Below are 20,565 nucleotides of genomic sequence, written 5' to 3'. Positions count from 1 at the left end.
AAATAATAAGGATATTATTTATGGCTCGCTTACCAAGAATTCAGCTGATCGACATACCACAACATATTATTCAACGCGGAAATAATCGCAGTTTATGCTTCGCAGATGAACAAGATTTTGCTACTTACGCTCACTGGCTAACTGAGTATTCAATTAAGCATTGCGTTGATATTCACGCGTGGGTTTTTATGACTAATCATGTGCATTTGCTTTGCACACCTCGCATGCCAAACGCAATTAGTTTATTAATGCAAAGTTTAGGTCGCAGATATGTGCAATATTTCAATCATAAATATCGAAGAACTGGCACGCTTTGGGAAGGCAGATATAAATCTTGTTTGATTGGAGATGTTTCATACTTATTGCAAGTGTATAAATATATTGAGTTAAATCCTGTTAGGGCGAAAATGGTTGATGAACCATCGCAATATTTTTGGTCTAGTTATCAAATTAATGCCTTAGGAAAACAATCTGCATTATGTACACCTCATCCCGCATACAAGGATCTAGGCGCTAATTCACTAGAACGCCAAAAAACATACCAGTCTTTGTTTAAATATCAAATAGCACCTTTATTAATTGAAGATATCAGAACGTCATTAAATAAAGGCTTAGCACTGGGGAGTGAATGTTTTAAGTCCAAAATAGAGCAATCGACGGGACGAAGAGTTAGAGAAGCTAAACTAGGCAGGCCTTTAGGCACAAGTACACAAGTGAAGCCGGATACACATAAATACATTAATAAGTAGGGTCAGATACACATTAATTGATTTTAGTGTCTTTGATAATTTTAAAAAAGGGAATATTACCCCTAGAGTTTGACCATGTTTCTAGGTTAGAGGTGATTAAGCATCTAAAATTTAATGTGTATCTGACCCTACTTTATTTCAGGCGAAAAAAAACTGCCAATAAGCAGGTCTCTTTAATGTGGATCTTAACCTGGACTTGAACCAGGGACAAACGTTGAGTTTATAACAGCACAGTTCGTTGCTTTGCGAAGCAACACTGAAATCAACTTTGAACATTTAATGTGTAGCTGACCCTACTTTATTTTAGGCGAAAAAAAACCTGCTAGTAAGCAGGTTTCTTTAATGTGGCTCCTCAACCTGGACTTGAACCAGGGACAAACGGATTAACAGTCCGTTGCTCTACCAACTGAGCTATTGAGGAATTGTTCTTTTCTTGTGTAACCGTTTTTACTTTAAAATAAAAACCATTACATTTTATGTGGTTAGAGACAAACGCTGACTTAATAACAGCACAGTCCGTTGCTTTGCGAAGCAACATTGAAACCAACATTTTAAGTGGCTCCTCAACCTGGACTTGAACCAGGGACAAACGGATTAACAGTCCGTTGCTCTACCAACTGAGCTATTGAGGAATTGTTCTTTTTACATAACCGCTTCTAATAAAGTTAAAAGCCATTATTTTTAAATTTGGCTCCTCAACCTGGACTTAAACCAGAGACTAACGCTGACTTAATAACAACACAGTCCGTTGCTTTGCGTAGCAACATTGAAACCAAAATCTTAAATTTGGCTCCTCAACCTGGACTTGAACCAGGGACAAACGGATTAACAGTCCGTTGCTCTACCAACTGAGCTATTGAGGAATTGTTTTGAAAGCCGCTATTGGCTAACGGGGCGGAATATTAAAGGCCTCTACTCACACTGTCAATACAAAAGTTAGAAAAATTTCATTTTATTGTCTGTTTGCTCAAATAGCAGGCATTGTTTACTCAATTTAGTCTTTTTCTGATGATTAAATAATCAAGTTCTGGTTTTGTTAATTTTAAATATAGTTATCCACTTAATCTGTGGATAACTATGTGAGTTAAAGTGTAACACAAAGTAATGCTAACGGTAGAATGCGGCTTGTAGTGAAGTGGTGCTTTATTGCTCGGTTTCTTTATTTTATTATATAACAGTCACTTAACTGGTTTGTGTTGGCTTTGTGTGCATGTGCGTGTGTTTTTTGTTCAGGCTAAGTTTTTATACATTTTCTGTGCATTTCTCAGAACAATAGTGTAGTGCAATTTTTTCCTGTGATATTATTTTTTCAACTAATAGCGTTATTATTATTTTAAATTGAATATATACGTAGCGACTCTTTGTTTGATCTTTTACAATGACAGATGCATTCGATTTATCACATATTCTGAAAAAATTAATGACTGAAACTAAAAATACTCATCAAATTAATCTACTGAAAGATCCCGTAGCCCCGACGTTAAAAAGCATGACCATTCCGATGATTTACGGCATGATTTTATTGATGACCTTTAACCTGGTTGATACCTTTTTTGTCGGCTTGTTAGGTACGCAACCATTAGCTGCTATCAGTTTTACATTCCCAATTACCTTTACCGTGATCAGTTTAACCATAGGTTTGGGCATAGGTACATCGGCCGTTATTGCAAAGGCATTAGGTAAAGGCGATAAAGAAACTGCAAAAAATTTAGCCACCAGTTCATTATATTTATCAGCCATTATAGTGGGCATTCTTGCTGTAGTTGGCTACTTACTTATCGACGAAACCTTTTTATTATTAGGCGCTAACGAATCATTATTACCTTTATTACATCAATATATGGATTTGTGGTTTTTGGGTTGTATTTTATTAATCGGCCCTATGATAGGTAACGCGATTTTACGTGCCGATGGCGACACAAAAACGCCCAGTATTATTATGGGAAGTGCGGGGCTTATTAACGCAGTATTAGACCCCATTCTTATTTTTGGTTTTGGTCCTATTCCTGCAATGGGTATTCAAGGGGCGGCAATAGCTACATTAATATCTTGGGTTTTTGGCCTTGGGTTTGTGTTATATATTTTAACGGTAAAACGTGGCTTAATTCAGAGCCATTTAATGTCGATGAAAGCATTTGTTTCTGCCTCTCGCGATATTTTACATATTGGTTTACCGGCCGCTGGCGCCAACATGTTAACCCCAGTTGCTTCAGCCGTATTAACCGCTATTGTCGCTGAATATGGCGTATCAGCCGTGGCAGCATTTGGTGTAGGTTCTAGAATTGAATCTATTGCCTGTTTAGTGGTTTTAGCACTTTCCATGACCTTACCGCCATTTATTAGCCAAAACTTTGGTGCTTGTAACATGAAGCGCGTTGAAGAGGGTTATAAAACTTCAATAAAGTTTGTGCTTATTTGGCAAGTACTTATTTATGTTGTGCTGGTATTAGCGGCACCATTTATTGCTGATATGTTCTCTACAGAGCAAGCCGTAGCAGATATTATTAAATTGTTTATTTGGATTTTACCCTTAGGTTATGGCTTACAAGGCGTTATTATTTTAACCAACTCTTCATTTAATGCCTTACATAAACCTATGGTTGCCTTAGTATTAAGTATTATTCGATTATTTGTTTGCTACGTACCTTTGTCCTATCTAGGCAGTTTATGGTTTGGTTTAGAAGGCTTCTTTATCGGCGCATTACTTGGCAATGTCGTAATGGCGGCTATTTCTTATACTTTGTTTAGTAAGCAATGTGCAAAAGACTGTATCAACGTTGAGGCTAAAGTTTAATGAAAGCGTTAAAAATACACTCAGACTATATTCCTAGCGGCGACCAACCAACCGCTATTGCAAAACTGCTCGACGGTATTGATTCAGGGTTAGCACATCAAACGTTATTAGGCGTAACTGGCTCAGGTAAAACTTATACCATAGCTAACGTTATCGAAAAACTTAATCGACCTACCATGATGTTAGCGCCAAATAAAACGTTAGCGGCGCAACTATACGGCGAAATGAAAGAGTTTTTCCCTGACAATGCGGTTGAATATTTTGTTTCATATTACGATTATTATCAGCCTGAAGCATACGTGCCTACAACCGATACCTTTATTGAAAAAGATGCCTCAGTAAACGAGCACATCGAGCAAATGCGACTGTCGGCGACTAAATCTCTGCTAGAGCGCAAAGACGTTATTATTATTGCCTCGGTATCAGCCATTTATGGTTTGGGCGACCCAGACTCTTATTTGAAAATGATGTTGCACGTAAGTGTTGGCGACATTATTAATCAGCGCGATATTTTAAGACGCTTAGCTGAGCTGCAATACACTCGCAACGACGTAGCATTTCAACGGGCAACTTACCGAGTGCGCGGTGATGTAATTGATGTTTTCCCGGCAGAGTCAGACAAAATGGCATTGCGCATTGAGCTATTCGATGAAGAAATTGAACGCATAAGCATATTCGACCCACTTACCGGCGAAGTTGAGCGCACCGTTGCTCGCGTAACGGTTTATCCAAAAACACACTATGCAACGCCACGCGAAAAAATATTAGCTGCGGTTGAAAACATCAAAATCGAATTAAAAGATAGATCTACCCAATTAAAAGAAAACAATAAGCTAGTAGAAGAGCAACGAATTGTACAACGCACACAATTTGATATTGAGATGATGACCGAGCTTGGTTACTGCTCAGGTATAGAAAACTATTCTCGCTATCTTTCAGGCCGCGGAGCAGGCGAAGCGCCACCAACATTATTTGATTACTTACCTCCCGATGGCTTGTTAATTATTGATGAATCGCATGTAACCGTGCCGCAAATTGGCGCTATGTACAAAGGTGACCGCTCGCGTAAAGAAAACCTTGTAGAATATGGTTTTAGGCTACCTTCAGCACTTGATAACCGACCAATGAAATTTGAAGAGTTTGAGGCCTTATCGCCACAAACCATTTATGTATCAGCAACGCCAAGTAATTATGAATTAGAAAAATCGGCTGGCGAAATAGCAGAACAAGTTGTGCGCCCAACTGGCTTGCTAGATCCACAAATAGAAGTGCGGCCAGTTGACACCCAAGTTGATGATTTACTTTCTGAAATTCGCAAGCGTATAAAAATTAATGAAAGAGTACTAGCCACCACGTTAACCAAACGCATGGCAGAAGATTTAACGGACTATTTAGATGAACATCAAATAAAAGCACGTTACATGCATTCCGATGTAGACACGGTAGAACGTGTTGAAATTATTCGAGATTTTCGTTTAGGTAAGTTCGACGTTTTAGTCGGTATTAACTTACTTCGTGAAGGCTTAGACATGCCAGAAGTATCGCTAGTCGCAATTTTAGACGCCGATAAAGAAGGCTTTTTACGCTCTGAACGCTCACTTATTCAAACCATTGGCCGAGCGGCACGTAACATTAACGGTAGAGCCATTTTATATGCTGCCCGCATTACCGGCTCTATGCGCAAAGCTATTGACGAAACTGAACGAAGACGCGCTAAGCAGCACCAATACAATCTCGACAATAACATTACGCCACGTGGTGTTAGACGAAATATTTCAGACGTTATGGATCTCGACGGCGGCAAAACTCGCGCAGCTGCAGTATTAAAAGCAGCAGAGCCAGCGTCAGAATACGAGACGTTAACCACCAAGCAAATTGATGTGAAAGTGCAAGAGCTAGAAGCGCAAATGTTTAATCATGCACAAAACCTAGAGTTTGAATTAGCCGCATCAGTAAGAGATAAAATCAAACAGTTACGTGACTTACAGCTAGAAACTTAAAGCTATAACTTACAAGCAATATAGAGTGATTTATTTATGTTTAAACAGACAAATAAATCACTCTATGTCTGTTAGTTAGATGCATCCACCTGTAGGTTGGACTTCAGTCCAACAGATTATCAGCTTATCAGAACCTCAGTTTTTCTAGGTATTTCGCTATTGTCGGACTAAAGTTCGACCTACAAAAAATTACCCAAGGCTATAGCAATAACTTCAGTCTTGAATAAAGTAGGGTCAGATACACATTAATCTCTTAAAACCACCAAAATCAATTAATGTGTATCTGACCCTACTTTATATTTAGGTGTAACTTCAGTTCAACAGGCTTAAAATGTAAAACCAAAATTCACAAGTTACTTGGTTATCTCAAGCGATTAAAGTATAGCCGCAATATCGCTGTCAATATCGGCTGGCTTAGTTCTTGGGCTATAACGTTTAATCACTTTACCTTGATTGTTTACCAAGAACTTAGTGAAATTCCACTTAATACCTTTACTCCCTAAAATACCAGGCGCTTCGTTTTTTAAGTGCTCAAATAATGGATGAGTATTATCGCCGTTAACGTCTATTTTACTAAAAAGATCGAACGAAATATTAAAGTTAAGATCACAAAACTGCTTAATTTCAGTGTTATCACCTTTTTCTTGTTTACCAAATTGATTACAAGGAAAGGCTAATACTTCTAAACCCTTATCTTTATATTTTTTGTATAAATCTTCTAAACCGGCATATTGTGGAGTAAAGCCACAAGCGCTAGCAGTGTTCACTATTAACAGCGTTTTACCTTTATATTGAGTAAAATCTACGGCTTCATTTTTGTAATTGTTAGCACCAAAGGTGTAAATAGTTTTTGTCATTTTATTTAGCTGGTCGGATCAATGTAAAAATTAGAATAAGGCAAATAGCTATGATTAACAAGATTATCTAAGCCATTATTTTCATGATGAAAAATTGCAACTTGTTAGTGCTTTAGCTAGAGGTTTAATTGAGGTTTCAGATAAGCTTTAATCTAATGTTTAAGTTAAACGGTAATATTGGTAATAATTTATTGTGCGTTTATAAATGGCAGTAATTATGAAGTTAAACTTTTTATAAGAAACGCTGACCATAGCCGCTTTCAAAATAAGCTTAATTTTATTAACATAGAACGCATAAAAACTAGGGCGACTTTCCAAGCATATAAATCCCTTTTTGCATTACAGCTAACAAGAAAATAACAATGGCTGCGACCTTAAACTAGCAACTTATAACCAAGTGTCTAGCAAGTTGCTTAGCCAGTTAAGGCAAAATAATCGCAACGTTTTAAATCAACTTTTAGTATTCAACCCGAACAAAACTTTAAAAAGGCGTGTAACTTCCATGAGTAACATTGAAAACATCAGCTTAAACGCTCTGCTTACGAACATTAAACAGGCACAACATCCAATAGAATTTACCCAAGTCATGCAAGTTATTGCCGATAATTATCAGTACCAACCCACAGCGTTTAGTAATGGTGAGCTAGTGAATGAAAGCGGCACTAACGAAGGCTCTTGTAAAATATTTTACTTTGCACAATTAAATAACTTAACGCCTTCACAAACGCTAGCTTGTTTCGGCAGTTATTACCGAGAAGATGTTTTAGAAAACCCTAAAGGTAATGATCACCAAAATATTAGAAACTTCATGCAAACAGGCTGGCAAGGTATTAAATTCAAAGCAGCGGCTTTATCACCGATAAAATAAACAACTAGTAGGCGAGCCGGTTAACAACAGCACAATTAAGCTGAAAAGTTTAACTAACTTTAATTAACGTTAACTAGCTAAGTACAACTAACTTCAAATTAGTTTCAAATATTACAAAAGGATCCGTTCGATGAAAGTAGCATTTATTGGTTTAGGTGTAATGGGATATCCCATGGCAGGGCATTTACAAAAAGCCGGACACGAGGTTTGTGTATTTAATCGAAGCCAAGAAAAAGCCGAAAAATGGCAGGCTGAATACTCAGGTACTACCGCTAAAACACCCGCACTTGCTGCTAAAAACTGTGACATAGTGTTTTGTTGCGTAGGTAACGATGACGACCTTCGCCAAGTAGTATTAGGTGAGAACGGCATATTAGCAGGCATGCCCAAAGGCAGCATTTTAGTTGACCATACCACGGCATCGGCCGAAGTCGCAGTAGAGCTTGCAAACATTGCAACAAGCCAAGAACAATACTTTTTAGACGCCCCCGTTTCAGGCGGCCAAGCAGGCGCAGAAAACGGTGTACTAACCGTAATGGTGGGCGGTGACGAAACTGTTTTTAATAAAGCAGAGCCTGTTATGGCAGCATTCGCTAGATTTAGTCAATTAATGGGGCCAGTTGGCTCAGGGCAATTAGCTAAAATGGTCAACCAAATTTGTTTCGTTAATACCGTACAAGGCTTAGCTGAAGGCTTAAACTTCGCACAAAAAGCGGGCTTAAATGTTGATAAATTACTCGCAACTATTGGCAAAGGCGCTGCAGGCTCTTGGCAAATGGATAACCGCGGAAAAACAATGTGCGATCGAGAGTTTGACTTCGGTTTCGCGGTTGACTGGGTAAGAAAAGACCTTGCCATCGCATTTGAAGAAGCTGAAAAACTTGGCGCAGATTTAACTGTTACCAAGCAAATAGATGGTTACTATAAAGAAGTTCAAGAAAGTGGTGGTAACCGTTGGGACACTTCAAGCTTAATTAGTCGCTTTAAAAAGTAAAACGTATTAAGAAGTTTTTTGTAGCTGAATCGCTATATTCTACACACAAAAAACTAGCCGATTTACTTAGTTAATTTAATTAATTCCAGTTAAGTAAGTCGGCATAAATAGGCAGTATTTTGTTAACTTTGCACGTACTCGTATAACGCTTTCAGCACGGCCATTTTTGCTTGGTTTTGTTCATGCAGATGCGCTAAATCTTCAATTTTTATCATAAACTCATCAATGCTTAACAAACCTTTTTTACCGTGCTGAAGTCTATTTTGACAATGCGCTTGCCATTTTTGTTGCTCGCCATCGTCCAAGGTATAAGGAAAATTACGCGCACGATAACTAAACAACAAAGTATTTAAACGCTCATCTTGGAACTGAAAAGGATGCGTACCTAATTGCTCTGGCGCTAATTGATGCAAAATATCCATTTGCGCTTTATCGCTATGCGAGAAAAACTTACCACCATAAAGTGCAAACTCAGCTTCTACCGGTTCGTCACCAAAATCACTTTCAGCAAAAACATCGGTTAACTTATCTCTAAGCTCAGTATATTGCTTTAGCATTTTTAAGTTTTCTAAACAAAGCTCACGAGGAATAGCCAAACGCTCGGCGTTCTCAGGCAACAAGGTTTTTGCTGGCGCAATAATAGGGCACTTATTTAAGTGAATTAACTTAACTGGGATAGGCAACTCGTCTTCAGCCAAATCGTCATAACGGGTATATAAACGCGCTTTTATTTCTTCACTTGAAAGCTCAAATAACGGCGTTGGATCTTGCGCTAAATCTATCGCAATAACGGCATTTTTATTAATCGGATGATAACAAACTGGCGCAAACCAACTCGTGCAACCATGTACAGAAGACACCTTGCTAGAGGTATGTACAACCGGTGTCATGTTATAAACGTCAATTAACTCAGCCACTTGTTTTTTATTTTTCAAATTAAAAATAAACTCATACAACTTAGGCTGTTTTTCTTTAATTAACTTCGCCATAGCAATAGTGGCATAAACATCACTCATCGCATCATGTGCGGCTTCATGACTAATACCGTTTGCCTGTGTCAGCAATTCTAAACGAAAGCTAACCACTTGCTCGCCATCTCGCTCAACCGTAGGCCATTCAATACCTTCAGGGCGAAGGGCATAACAAGCACGCACCATATCAATAATATCCCAACGACTATTACCATTTTGCCATTCACGCGCATAAGGGTCGTAAAAGTTACGATAGAGCAGGTAGCGAGTTACCTCATCATCAAAACGAATACTGTTATAACCAGCAACACAAGTATTAGGTTGGGTAAATAAGCCATGAATACGATCCGCAAATTCAGCTTCAGTTAACCCATCACGCAAAGCTTTTTGCGGCGTAATACCGGTAACTAAACAAGCCTCAGGCTGTGGTAGATAATCTTGCGGCGGCTGACAATAAAACATCTCAGGCTCACCAATAATGTTTAAATCAAGATCGGTACGAATACCCGCAAACTGCGAAGGCTTGTCAAATTTTGGTGATATTCCCCAGGTCTCATAATCGTGCCAAAGAATAGTCGCTTGGTCAGTAGAAGGTTGAACAGAAGAGTTTTGATTCATTTTATCCATGTAAAACAACTTGTTGAGTTTTATTAGTTAGGTAATCTTACGTTTTGGTTTTTATTTTAGTTTTAAATATAAAGTTATTTGTAAGTACTTAACATTAGGTCGATTTATGGGTATGACTTTAGCACAGCGTTAATAGAATATCCCATAAATACCTTGTCTTGGTTGATATTTTGAAAATGTTATTTCTATTTAATCTTACGACTATGCTCATAACATTGCACAACTAAAGTGCTCAATAATAGTAATGATAATTAATACTACCACCTGTGTTTATAAAAGCTAAAAGAAGTATTCAATAGTAATGTTTTTGCGAATTTGGCGTTATTTACTATTCTAATTAAAGCACTTCAAATCACTGGTTGTCTTTATTAGGAATATTTCTACATGCAGTTTGTTAGCAAGTTACTTAAATTAAGTGTTTATCTGATTTTAATGTTTGTTATGTCGGGCTGCGCTATTAGTTATATTGATAGTGAAGGCAACCATAATATGGTCGGTTTTATGAATATAACTATGCAAGGCGTTGAAAACGATAAACTTAAAGCAGGAGATAAAATTGAAGTTACGAATGTTGGCATTTTGCTTAGTAACGGACCGCTGTACTCAGGAGTAAGTGTCGGCTACAACAAAGAATCAACTACCTCCATCAAGAATGATGCCCTTGTACTAATTAATGAACAAGGTAAAGGAAAGGAAGATGATAAAAATAAAAGCGAGTAGAAAATCAGCTATTGTTTTAATACTAAGTTGTTTAACTGCTGCCTGTACAACAACAGACAAAGTCGTTTTCGTCACCAAATCTTCACTAAGTATTGCCGATGTTGAAACGACGCCGTCTGAAATTACCGTGGGATATGACCGAGTAGAAGGATATTTTGCACCTGTATATAGCAATGGTGCCTTGCCTCCTGTGGTGTCATCAATAAAAACCGATGGTGGTTTATTTGCGCCGAAAGTGCAGCAGCTTTATGCAACGGGCGAAGCCGCAAATTTAGTCGTAGATGAAGCAAGCACTTATAGTGAAAATACTGATGATGAGAAGGAGTTAACTGGCAGTAAATTAGGGATGTTTTTTGGTACAAGTACTAACCTAGGTTTCAAAGTTGGCGTTACTCAAAGTCAGCCCTCGGTTAATATCGGTTATAAGCGAATAGAAGCCTCGTATATCCCACTTGGCAATGTAAACGATGTTGATGTTTACCCTTCGGTAATTGCCAGCATCGATACCACCATGAAAGTGCCTGATGCTGATGATCTTAACCCCGATGGTTTGCAAGTAGGGCAATATTTTGCAACGGGCACTGCTGCTAAACATTTAGCAACAAAAGGATTTGTTAGACAAGCGTTTAACACTAAAGCTCGAGATGCCGTTAAAGAATACAAAGATGAACTAAACAAACAGCAAAAATCAGCATTGCATACACTTAAATGTGCAGCCTCTTTGAAAGATGAACAATGGCCACAGGTAATAGATTCAGCAAACGCGGCAAACCTCGTTGGGGGCATTGGAAACCAAATTAAACAAAGGTGGCAGCAATATCTTAACGATAAAACAATTGACAAAAGACAATCGTCTACCAAACTATATTTTTCTGCAATTTCTAAACTAGATGGTGCTTCACCCACATATGCTGCAGTGATAGAGGCACACAGAAACTTGGTTTGTAAACTAGCAAAGGAGGCCAATAATGTCTGAGCATCGTGAAATACCCTGTGAACATTGTGAAGCCAATAAACGTGAAATAGAAGAAGATGGCCTATGGGAATTTTTAGGGTGTAAGCCCATAGAAGACCAACCAGGTTGGTGTCGATTAGAATACCAATTAAAAGAATAAACCTTAATAAACAATAGCGGTTCTACAATAGACACTAACTAATAACATTTCAAATAGCCTATTTTTAGCTATACCGCTAGCAAAGCCTCTTAAAATAAAGGTATAGCAACTCTTTTAGTGCTATACCTTTTTATTTGTTCAAAATACCTCTTTATAAAAAATCATATTGTTGTACAAATAGTTACAGACAATAAAAAATAAATAGAGCATTATGGAAATTACATAAACTGATTGAAAACATGATTTTACATTCAGTTACCTAAGTTAAACCCTGCATTGTTAGCACTTACTATAAGCTAACAAACGCAGCATGGATGAAGTTACATGCGCTGCATGTATATAGGATGTTGTAATCGATGCCACAGTTTTATAACAACAATGCTGATGAACTAGCTAAACAGTATCTCTCAAAATCTTTTGATGAGGTTCACCAAAGTTGGTCACAGTTTCTCCCTGCTGTAATAGAAAATCCTAATGCACGTATTCTAGATTTAGGTGCTGGAGCTGGTCGTGATGTAAAGCATATTGCTGAATTAGCTGCTTCAACCCATGATGATAAAAACAATATTCAAATATTTGCCGTAGAACCTGCAAAAACACTGGCAGAAATTGGAGCACTTCAAACTTCAGGTTTAAACGTAAAGTGGCTAGTAGATTCACTACCGTCATTAAGCCACTTAACTAAACAAGAAATCAGCTTTGATCTAATACTTTTAAGCGCTGTTTGGATGCATGTTCCACCAAGTGAACGTGCGCGTGCTATTCGTAAACTTTCCAACTTGCTTAAGCCGGGCGGTAAGCTAGTTATTTCTCTGCGCCATGGGCAAACCGATGAAGAGAAAAAACAACGTAAAATGCACAATGTATGTGCTGATGAATTAATACGTTTAGCTGCTGATGCTGGGCTGTTTACCAAGCTAGAAACCCCAAAAGAAGAAGACCAATTAGGCCGAAATCACGTTTCATGGCAAACGGTTGTATTGCAAATGCCAGACGATGGCACAGGCGCATTTCCTTTTATCCGACATGTGGCACTTAATGACGGAAAATCAGCCACTCATAAATTAGCTTTATTAAGAGTGTTACTACGCATTGCTGATGGCCACCCCGGTGCAGTCCTTAGAAGAGAAACTTCACCATTTGGCGATCGCGTTATTTTACCTGTTGGCTTAGTCGCGCTTTATTGGTGTCATCAATACAAAGATTTAATTGATAAACATAGTATATTCCAAAGACCAGGTGCTGATCCTAACATGGGTTTTATGAAAGATAATGGCTGGCATAAGTTAACGCACAGAGCCGCTTCAGATTACCGTATTGGCAACTTGTTTACCGGTGAAGACGCTACAGCACTACATAAAACTATTTCAGCAGCAGTGAGCAATATTAAAACCATGCCTTGTCGCTACATTACCTTCCCAAACCAAGCAGCCAATAGTACTCAAACGGTATTTGAAGTTGCCAGTAAAACCGTAAAAGCAAAAGACAGTATCTTCCTTGATTTACAAACACTTGAGCAATGGGGCGAGTTCTCTCTTCCTGAATCTACTTGGCTAGCATTCAATCGTTATGCTTGCTGGATTGAACCTGTATTGGTCAGCGAATGGGTTAAAACCATGGCAAGTTATTCAGGTAATGCTAAGTATTCAGCCCCAGAACAACAGTATCACTTATACCAAGCCCTAAATTGGGAAGAGCCAAAACGCACTACAACCGAAGTGCGTAAACGTTTTGAAGAGCTTAAAACAAGTTTACCTAAGTCTGAGCAAATACGTTGTGTATGGTCAGAAAAATCATTAATGCAAAGTTACGATATTGACCACAGCATGCCATTCGCTCGTTGGCCTAATAATGACTTATGGAATTTACTGCCAACCGATAGCCAAATTAACAACCAAAAAAGCGACCGCTTGCCGACGGAGCAGAAGTTAAAACAATCGAAAGAAAGAATTCAGCACTGGTGGCAAGTAGCTTGGTTAGACAACAACACCAACGCAGCTGTTTTAAACCAAAGTTTAACGGCATCAGATCAAACTAATCAAGCAAATACAAATGAACAATACAGCAAAAATGAAGTAAGAGAAGCTTCAGTGGGTTACGCAATAAGTATAAATGGCCTCATGCCAACGCCAGAAATTCCAACACTAAATAATGACGCGCAGATACAACAAATGAAAAGATTTTTCGCCGAAGCGAATATCGCCTTACCGGGATTAAATTCAGCTAATACATCAATCGATGATCTGTTTGAAGCATTAATGATGCAACGTGGGCGATTGAAAGAAATGCAGCAGTTGCGAGAATGGTAGTTAAGTATCTCATCTTTGGGGCTACAAAAAAGCGTTTGTTAATTGAAGTTTATATGGATTTAGTCTTTAGCTAATATAGATTAACCATGAATTTTAGAAGCACTTACTGCTTTTCCTAGCTCTTTTATAATAAGCTAACACTTTAATCACTATCCTTAACTGATTTACTTTAAACATTGAGTCAAAGTACTTACCGAATTAGTATGGTCCGATACTAGTTCCGAATACGTCAAAGCTTATAGAATTTAGGGTTTATGTTAATGTTATCTCTCTATCCAGCCATTGAGCCTTTTCAGCATTACTATCTCAGCGTTGCTAATGCAGCAATAATCAATGAAACCACAGCACAAACACATCAACTTTATGTTGAGCAATGCGGTAACCCTGATGGCATTCCAGTGATTTTTTTGCACGGAGGACCAGGATCTGGTTGTCGGCCATCACATCGATGCTTTTTCGATCCTGCTTTGTACCATATTATTTTGTTTGATCAACGTGGCTGTGGTCGTTCTCGTCCTAAAGGGCTGTTAAAACATAATACTACCGGCCATCTTGTAGAAGATATTGAGTTAATACGTCAACATTTAGGTATTGAAAAATGGTTGGTTTTTGGTGGCTCTTGGGGCACTACGTTAGCGCTAACTTATGCACAGCGATTTGCTGATAAAGTTGCGGGCTTGATATTACGCGGAATATTTCTGGCTCGCCAACAAGATATTGATTGGTTTTATAGCGAAAATGGTGCGGCTAAAACTTACCCTGAGGCTTGGCGTTACTTAGTTGAACACTTGCCTATTTCACAGCAAGCGGAGCCAATATCGGCAATATATCAACAGCTTTCTAGTGATAATAGCCAACCGTCAAACGGTATGCTTAAGCGAATACAATTTTGGGAAGCTAGCCTGGTTTATTGGCAAAAATTGCTTACGCTTGACGATATTTCAATTACAGAAGATGAAAAAACATCGGCCATTATTCAGTTGTATTATTCAATGAACCAATGCTTTATTGAGCAAGCACCGATACTTGAACATATTGATAAAATTCGACATATTCCAACAACAATAATTCATGGTCGCCAGGATATGGTGTGCCCCGTTGAGCAAGCGTGGTTATTAAAGCAATGTTGGCCGGAAGCTGAACTTTCAATTATTGAAATGGCTGGGCATGTTGCTAGCGAGCCTAAAATAATTTCGGCGCTAGTAAAAGCTACGAATGATTTTGCAAAGCTTAGCTGATGGATAAGGTTAAGGGTTAAAGGGATAAGCGTTAACGGATACTCTAATAGTAACAATTTTTAGTATTATTAAACGTTTGAGGTAGGCGACTTAACCAAAACATTAGTATCTTTTAACTGCTTTTATATCGGTGCAATATCCTTTTCCTTACATGCACCTATACTTTTCCATCTAAAGTATGATTTTTTATTAAATAGAAATTAAATACAGTAACTAGGTAAGCAATATTACGTTACGTTTTACTAACCAAAGAGGAATAAATTATGTGGATTAAGCCTAATTTTGAAGAAATGCGTTTAGGATTTGAGGTTACTCTTTACATCAACAATCGCTAATAATTACACCATTAATAATTACTTCAGTTAGCGTTAATTTTTAAAAAACTGAGGTAATTAATTTTCACTGTTTAATTTCTCCTTTCCCACTTGTTTTAACTCGAGGCACATATGAAAATTTTAGTGCTAGGCTCAGCTGCAGGTGGCGGATTTCCACAATGGAATTGTCATTGCGCTAACTGTAAAGGTTTACGCGACGGAACAATTAAAGCCACTGCGCGCACACAATCGTCAATCGCTGTTAGCCCTAATGGCAAAGACTGGGTGTTAATCAATGCCTCTCCAGATATTCGTCAACAAATTAATCAATCGCCCCAACTTTGGCCAGAGCAAGGTAGCCGAGGTACAAATATTAGAGCGGCTATATTAACTGATAGCCAAATAGATCACACCACTGGCCTATTAACGTTGCGAGAAGGTTTGCCGCTTGACGTTTATTGCAGTGATGTAGTTTATGAAGATCTATCAACCGTATTTCCCTTGTTTAACATGTTAGAACACTGGCACGGCGGCTTGAATTTTAATCTTATTGATACTGAAAAACGCGCACCATTTAGCGTCAAAGGTGTTGCTGATATCGCTTTTGAGCCGGTTATTATAGAGTCGAATGCGCCGCCATATTCTCGCTATCGCGATAAAGTGGTTGATGGTAATAACATTGGCTTAAAAATTATTGATAAAACCAGCGGTAAATATTTATTTTATCTCCCCGGTATTGTTGAAAGTAATGCTCAAGTTGAGCAAATTTTATCAGCAGCAAGTTGTGTACTTATCGACGGCACATTGTGGCTAGACGATGAAATGATCGCGCAAGGCGTTGGTAAAAAGTTAGGTTCAGAAATGGGCCACATGCCGGTTAATGGTGAGTTTGGCACGGTTGCGTTATTAAATAAATTCCCAATTGAGCGAAAAATTCTTATTCATATAAACAACACAAACCCCATTTTAAATGAAGAGTCTCCTCAGCATCAGTATGTTTTAGACAAGGGTGTTGAAATTGCCACCGACGGCATGGAAATAACGATTTAATCTCATTTTATAGGATCCATTTTTATGCAGGCTTGGACCAAAGAACAGTTTGAAAAAAAGCTAAAAGATAAAGGTCAGCTTTATCATATTCATCATCCGTTTCATATTGCTATGCATAACGGCGAATGTAGTAAAGAAGAAATACGAGGCTGGGTTGCTAATCGCTTTTATTATCAAGCGAATATATCGATAAAAGACGCCGCTATTATGGCCAATTGTCGTGATATAGAAACTAGGCGTTTATGGATTCAGCGCATTCTTGATCATGACGGCAGCGTGGGTGATGACACGTTAGGTGGCATTGAAGCTTGGTTGCGTTTAGGTGAGGCAGTAGGGTTAAATCGACAAGATTTACTCGATGAAAAATTTGTGCTGCCAGGCGTGCGTTTTGCGGTTGACGCTTATGTTAACTTTGCCCGTAGAGCAAACTGGCAAGAAGCGGCTTGTTCATCGTTAACTGAAATGTTTGCCCCTGAAATACACCAAAGTCGTCTTGATTCATGGCCAACAAATTACCCGTGGATAAAGCCTGAAGGCTTAAGTTATTTTCAAATGCGTTTATCGCAGGCGCGCCGCGATGTTAATCATGGTTTACAAATAACCTTAGACCATTTTATTAGCCGCACCCAGCAAGAAGATGCCTTGAATATTTTACAATTTAAGCTAGATATTCTGTGGAGCATGTTAGATTCTATTTCATTAGCATATCAACAAGGCAAGGCGCCTTATCAAGCTATATTAGGTGATGAAGCCATTGCCAATCCTATTTGCCACAAGGGGATATTTAAGTGAGTACAGCAGCAGTAGCATCTAATAAAGTACCGGTACTAAATGCCATGTTTCGTTTTCAGTGGGAAAAAGCACAAAACTGTTTTGTGTTGTTGTTTCCTGAGGGCATGGTAAAACTTAACGGTGGTGCTGGCGAAATTATGCAACTTGTTGATGGCAAAAAAAACCTGCAAGAAATTACTGATACTCTGAATGAAAAATTCCCTGACGCCGGTGATTTATCTGCAGATGTGAACGATTTTATCAGCACTGCAATTGAAAAAAAGTGGCTATATTATGAATGATCAAACCGCTACATCTAATTCAGTAGGGGAAACCCCTGACGTAAGTTCAAACGAAATGCTAACTGAAAGCGTTTCAACGGTCGTCGGTCCACCATTATGGTTGCTTGCCGAGTTAACTTACGACTGCCCATTACACTGTCCTTATTGCTCGAACCCAACACAGTTAACTGAAACCAAAGATGAGCTAACCACCGAGCAATGGTGCCAAGTATTTACCGAGGCCCGAGATATGGGCGCGGTGCAACTGGGCTTTTCAGGTGGCGAACCGCTATTACGGAAAGATTTAGAAGTACTGGTAAAGCATTCAAGAGATTTAGGTTTTTATACTAACTTAATTACCTCGGGCATTGGCTTAACTGAAAAACGCATTGCTAAGTTAAAAGTAGCTGGGTTAGATCATATTCAAATAAGTTTTCAGGGAGCTGATCCCGAAGTAAACGATGCTATTGCCGGAAAAGGCAACGCTTACAAACAAAAATTTAAAATGGCTAAATCGGTTAAAGCACAAGGTTACCCTATGGTGCTTAACTTTGTTATTTCTAAACAAAATATCAGTCAAATTGCTGAAGTTATGCGTTTAAGTTGTGAGTTAGAGGCTGATTATGTTGAGTTAGCCACTGCGCAATATTACGGTTGGGCGTATCAAAACCGTGATCATTTGCTGCCCACTCAAGCAGAATTGGTTGAAGCTGAGCGAATAGTTAATGAGTTTAGAGAACAACAGCAAGGCAAAGGGCCACATTTTATTTTTGTAACCCCTGACTATTATGAAACACGCCCTAAGGCTTGTATGAATGGCTGGGGCACCACATTTTTAACCGTTACGCCTGATGGCTCAGCCTTGCCTTGTCATAGCGCAAAAATGTTACCGCTGACTTTTCCAAATGTTAAAGAAAAGTCGATTGCCGACATTTGGCAGCAAGACTTTTCATTTGAATACTTTCGTGGTGACGATTGGATGCCACAACCTTGTAAGGGTTGTGATGAAAAAGAGAAAGACTTTGGCGGTTGTCGTTGTCAGGCCTTTATGATGACAGGCGACATGCACAAAACTGATCCTGTTTGTAGTAAGTCTGAAGATCATCATCTTATTCAACAAGCTATCGAGAGCGCAATAAAACCTTCTAAAGCTATTGTTGATCGCATTAACCAAAGTACGGCGATGAAACATGCTAAAAATGCTGAGTTAAATATTGTTACCGTAAAAGTATGAGCGTAGATGCAGCCTTGATTGATAAATTGTATCGCCATGAAAATGGTTTAAAGCAGGTCAATATCATTAATAATGAGGGCTATAGCGCCTTATTTGTGGTTAACACGCCAATATTTGATAATAGCGGCGTAGCACATGGTGTTGAACATGGTATTTTTCGTCGCAGTTTAGCTTTTGAAAATCCTGAAACTTTATTTCAACTCACTGCGCTTACTGATGCAAAAATTAATGCTTCTACGTTTGCTGATACCACTTATTTCCATTGCCAAAGCCAATGTAAAAGTACCTTTAACTTAGTTGTAGAGTATTTATTAAATGGCTTATTTTCACCGGTGTTCAATGAAGAGTACTTAAACGGTGAAGTTTATGATGGCAAAGATAAAGGCGTTATTTATCGTGAACTTATTGGTATAGAGCACACCAAGAGCAACAACGAAATAAAAGAAAAAAAAGAAATAAGCGAAACAAGCGAGATAGAAGGTGAGTTTAATTATGGTGGTGTCAGCAGTACTATTGGCGACTTAACACTTAAAGAAATTAGGGCTTTTCATCAAGGTTTTTATCAAGCCAGCAATATTACGTTAGTTACCGCTAATGCCGATATTGAAAACATATCAACGCTAATTTCGCGCTTATCTGTGCAAGCTAGCCAAGCACAAGCTAGCCAAGCACAAAATAACCAAAACCATTCGTTAAAAAATAAAGCTAACGCCGAGATAAAAAAAACCAGTAAAAATCGTGGTGATAATAACGAAACTGAGCGTTACCAAGCAAAATATTCCCCAGCAATTAACACGCTTATAAATGCTTATTATTTAACGTTGAACACGCCAAATGACTTACGTTTTGAACAATATAAAAGTGTTGAAAATGAAACGTTGACCGTTGATATTAAAGGGCAGGTGAAAGCCGAATCCAAACTCAATCTCAAACTAAAGCCCAAGTCTAAAATAATTCAAATAGAAAAAGCAGCTCAAACAGCTAAAGCAGGGGTAATTGCACCACTTGTATCTTTGGCTGATAAAATTAGTGATGCGGTTAATGCTGAGCAAACATTTGATACTAGTGCTGAGATTAGTGTTGGCAGTAGTGCTGTTACTAGCCCAGTTAAAAGAAGTAAAGCCGAGTCAGCAAGTCAGCCATTACCTAAACTATTCACTTCGCTTTGCCTAAAAGCAAAACAACAGTTTGTATTAAATCACTCAGCTAATAAAAACTTAACTAGCAAAGAGTTAAGTCAGAACGAACACCAAAAGAATCACACTAAAGCGGTAAGTGTTTACGATCAGCATAACGCCTTATGGTTGATAAAAATTAGCAAAAAAGAACAAGCTATTGCCAATATCACCAGTTATATATTGAGTGCTTATCCCGCATTTATAGCACGAAGGTGTGAAGGCTTTTGTTATGCCATACAAGCATTAACCATTGAAGACTCAGCTTATCTTGCTATTTATAGCGCTTTTGACGTAGCCCCAGTCGAGCAAATAAATACAATTTCACCATGCTTGTTGACCTTAAGTGAAGATATGGCTTTTATTAGCCAGAGCCTAGCACTGGCTAAAATAAAGTACGGCAGGGTTCATCAAGTAACAAACCGTAATGTTGCTGATTTAAGCCCTGAAAATATTGTTGGCTATTTACAAAGAATAGCTAAGGATTAGGAGCTCAAT

Annotated in this window: 18 protein-coding genes and 3 tRNA genes; 16 read left to right on the top strand and 5 right to left on the bottom strand. The window is 38.4% G+C overall.

Annotation, left to right across the window (positions count from 1 at the left end; genetic code table 11):
- The first annotated feature begins 20 nt into the window (after positions 1–20).
- On the top strand, positions 21–749 hold the full coding sequence (locus B6A32_RS15600; RefSeq protein WP_085305737.1) for a transposase: 729 nt from the start codon (positions 21–23) through the stop codon (positions 747–749).
- A gap of 345 nt (positions 750–1,094) precedes the next feature.
- Here the strand turns inward: B6A32_RS15600 and B6A32_RS15595 are convergent.
- The 3 genes from B6A32_RS15595 to B6A32_RS15585 form a co-directional block, all read right to left on the bottom strand.
- Positions 1,095–1,170 (bottom strand) — tRNA-Asn (locus tag B6A32_RS15595).
- A 135-nt stretch (positions 1,171–1,305) separates the two neighbouring features.
- Positions 1,306–1,381, bottom strand: a tRNA-Asn gene (locus tag B6A32_RS15590).
- A gap of 155 nt (positions 1,382–1,536) precedes the next feature.
- Positions 1,537–1,612 (bottom strand) — tRNA-Asn (locus B6A32_RS15585).
- Between the two features lie 557 nt (positions 1,613–2,169).
- On the opposite strand from B6A32_RS15585, the gene B6A32_RS15580 reads away from it, so the two are divergent.
- A complete protein-coding gene (locus B6A32_RS15580) occupies positions 2,170–3,543 on the top strand; it encodes an MATE family efflux transporter (protein WP_085305765.1) in 1,374 nt (457 codons plus the stop codon).
- Positions 3,543–5,543 carry an excinuclease ABC subunit UvrB gene (gene uvrB / locus B6A32_RS15575; RefSeq protein WP_085305735.1) on the top strand — a complete coding sequence of 667 codons (2,001 nt, stop codon included), beginning with the start codon at positions 3,543–3,545 and terminating at the stop codon, positions 5,541–5,543. The genes B6A32_RS15580 and uvrB overlap by 1 nt, the downstream gene beginning before the upstream one ends.
- A gap of 374 nt (positions 5,544–5,917) precedes the next feature.
- Here uvrB and B6A32_RS15570 read toward each other — a convergent pair whose 3' ends face one another.
- Entirely contained in the window at positions 5,918–6,400 is a 483-nt protein-coding gene (locus B6A32_RS15570; protein WP_085305733.1) for a glutathione peroxidase, read from the bottom strand.
- A 502-nt stretch (positions 6,401–6,902) separates the two neighbouring features.
- On the opposite strand from B6A32_RS15570, the gene B6A32_RS15565 reads away from it, so the two are divergent.
- Together B6A32_RS15565 and B6A32_RS15560 are read left to right on the top strand one after the other, a co-directional pair.
- On the top strand, positions 6,903–7,268 hold the full coding sequence (locus B6A32_RS15565) for a HopJ type III effector protein (RefSeq protein ID WP_198946930.1): 366 nt from the start codon (positions 6,903–6,905) through the stop codon (positions 7,266–7,268).
- Positions 7,269–7,389: 121 nt separating this feature from the next.
- Entirely contained in the window at positions 7,390–8,262 is an 873-nt protein-coding gene (locus B6A32_RS15560) for an NAD(P)-dependent oxidoreductase (RefSeq protein ID WP_269844051.1), read from the top strand.
- Positions 8,263–8,384: 122 nt separating this feature from the next.
- Here B6A32_RS15560 and sbcB read toward each other — a convergent pair whose 3' ends face one another.
- Positions 8,385–9,860: an exodeoxyribonuclease I gene (sbcB, locus tag B6A32_RS15555; protein ID WP_085305729.1), complete on the bottom strand. Its 1,476-nt coding sequence runs from the start codon at positions 9,858–9,860 to the stop codon at positions 8,385–8,387.
- Positions 9,861–10,244: 384 nt separating this feature from the next.
- Between sbcB and B6A32_RS15550 the strand changes: the two genes are divergently transcribed.
- The 11 genes from B6A32_RS15550 to B6A32_RS15505 all read left to right on the top strand — a co-directional run bounded on the left by B6A32_RS15550 (position 10,245) and on the right by B6A32_RS15505 (position 20,556).
- Complete coding sequence (locus tag B6A32_RS15550) at positions 10,245–10,580, top strand: hypothetical protein (RefSeq protein WP_085305727.1); 336 nt, start codon at positions 10,245–10,247, stop codon at positions 10,578–10,580.
- On the top strand, positions 10,558–11,556 hold the full coding sequence (locus B6A32_RS15545) for a hypothetical protein (protein WP_085305725.1): 999 nt from the start codon (positions 10,558–10,560) through the stop codon (positions 11,554–11,556). The genes B6A32_RS15550 and B6A32_RS15545 overlap by 23 nt, the downstream gene beginning before the upstream one ends.
- On the top strand, positions 11,549–11,695 hold the full coding sequence (locus B6A32_RS19295) for a hypothetical protein (protein WP_158088499.1): 147 nt from the start codon (positions 11,549–11,551) through the stop codon (positions 11,693–11,695). Before B6A32_RS15545 ends, B6A32_RS19295 begins: the two co-directional genes overlap by 8 nt.
- A gap of 356 nt (positions 11,696–12,051) precedes the next feature.
- Entirely contained in the window at positions 12,052–14,004 is a 1,953-nt protein-coding gene (locus B6A32_RS15540; protein ID WP_085305723.1) for a class I SAM-dependent methyltransferase, read from the top strand.
- Between the two features lie 260 nt (positions 14,005–14,264).
- Positions 14,265–15,242 carry a prolyl aminopeptidase gene (gene pip / locus B6A32_RS15535; RefSeq protein WP_085305721.1) on the top strand — a complete coding sequence of 326 codons (978 nt, stop codon included), beginning with the start codon at positions 14,265–14,267 and terminating at the stop codon, positions 15,240–15,242.
- Positions 15,243–15,505: 263 nt separating this feature from the next.
- Positions 15,506–15,577: a pyrroloquinoline quinone precursor peptide PqqA gene (gene pqqA, locus B6A32_RS19610; protein WP_081182153.1), complete on the top strand. Its 72-nt coding sequence runs from the start codon at positions 15,506–15,508 to the stop codon at positions 15,575–15,577.
- 111 nt (positions 15,578–15,688) lie between these two features.
- Positions 15,689–16,606, top strand: coding sequence for a pyrroloquinoline quinone biosynthesis protein PqqB (pqqB, locus tag B6A32_RS15525; protein WP_085305718.1), 918 nt, complete (start codon positions 15,689–15,691; stop codon positions 16,604–16,606).
- Between the two features lie 18 nt (positions 16,607–16,624).
- Entirely contained in the window at positions 16,625–17,398 is a 774-nt protein-coding gene (gene pqqC, locus B6A32_RS15520; protein ID WP_198946935.1) for a pyrroloquinoline-quinone synthase PqqC, read from the top strand.
- Positions 17,395–17,679: a pyrroloquinoline quinone biosynthesis peptide chaperone PqqD gene (pqqD, locus tag B6A32_RS15515; RefSeq protein ID WP_085305714.1), complete on the top strand. Its 285-nt coding sequence runs from the start codon at positions 17,395–17,397 to the stop codon at positions 17,677–17,679. The genes pqqC and pqqD overlap by 4 nt, the downstream gene beginning before the upstream one ends.
- A gap of 55 nt (positions 17,680–17,734) precedes the next feature.
- A complete protein-coding gene (gene pqqE, locus B6A32_RS15510) occupies positions 17,735–18,892 on the top strand; it encodes a pyrroloquinoline quinone biosynthesis protein PqqE (protein WP_085305763.1) in 1,158 nt (385 codons plus the stop codon).
- Entirely contained in the window at positions 18,889–20,556 is a 1,668-nt protein-coding gene (locus B6A32_RS15505; RefSeq protein ID WP_085305712.1) for a peptidase M16 family protein, read from the top strand. The genes pqqE and B6A32_RS15505 overlap by 4 nt, the downstream gene beginning before the upstream one ends.
- The last annotated feature ends 9 nt before the right edge of the window (positions 20,557–20,565 follow it).

The sequence above is a fragment of the Colwellia polaris genome, assembly GCF_002104515.1.
GTDB lineage: Bacteria > Pseudomonadota > Gammaproteobacteria > Enterobacterales > Alteromonadaceae > Cognaticolwellia > Cognaticolwellia polaris.
This window is presented reverse-complemented; position numbering and strand designations above follow the sequence as displayed.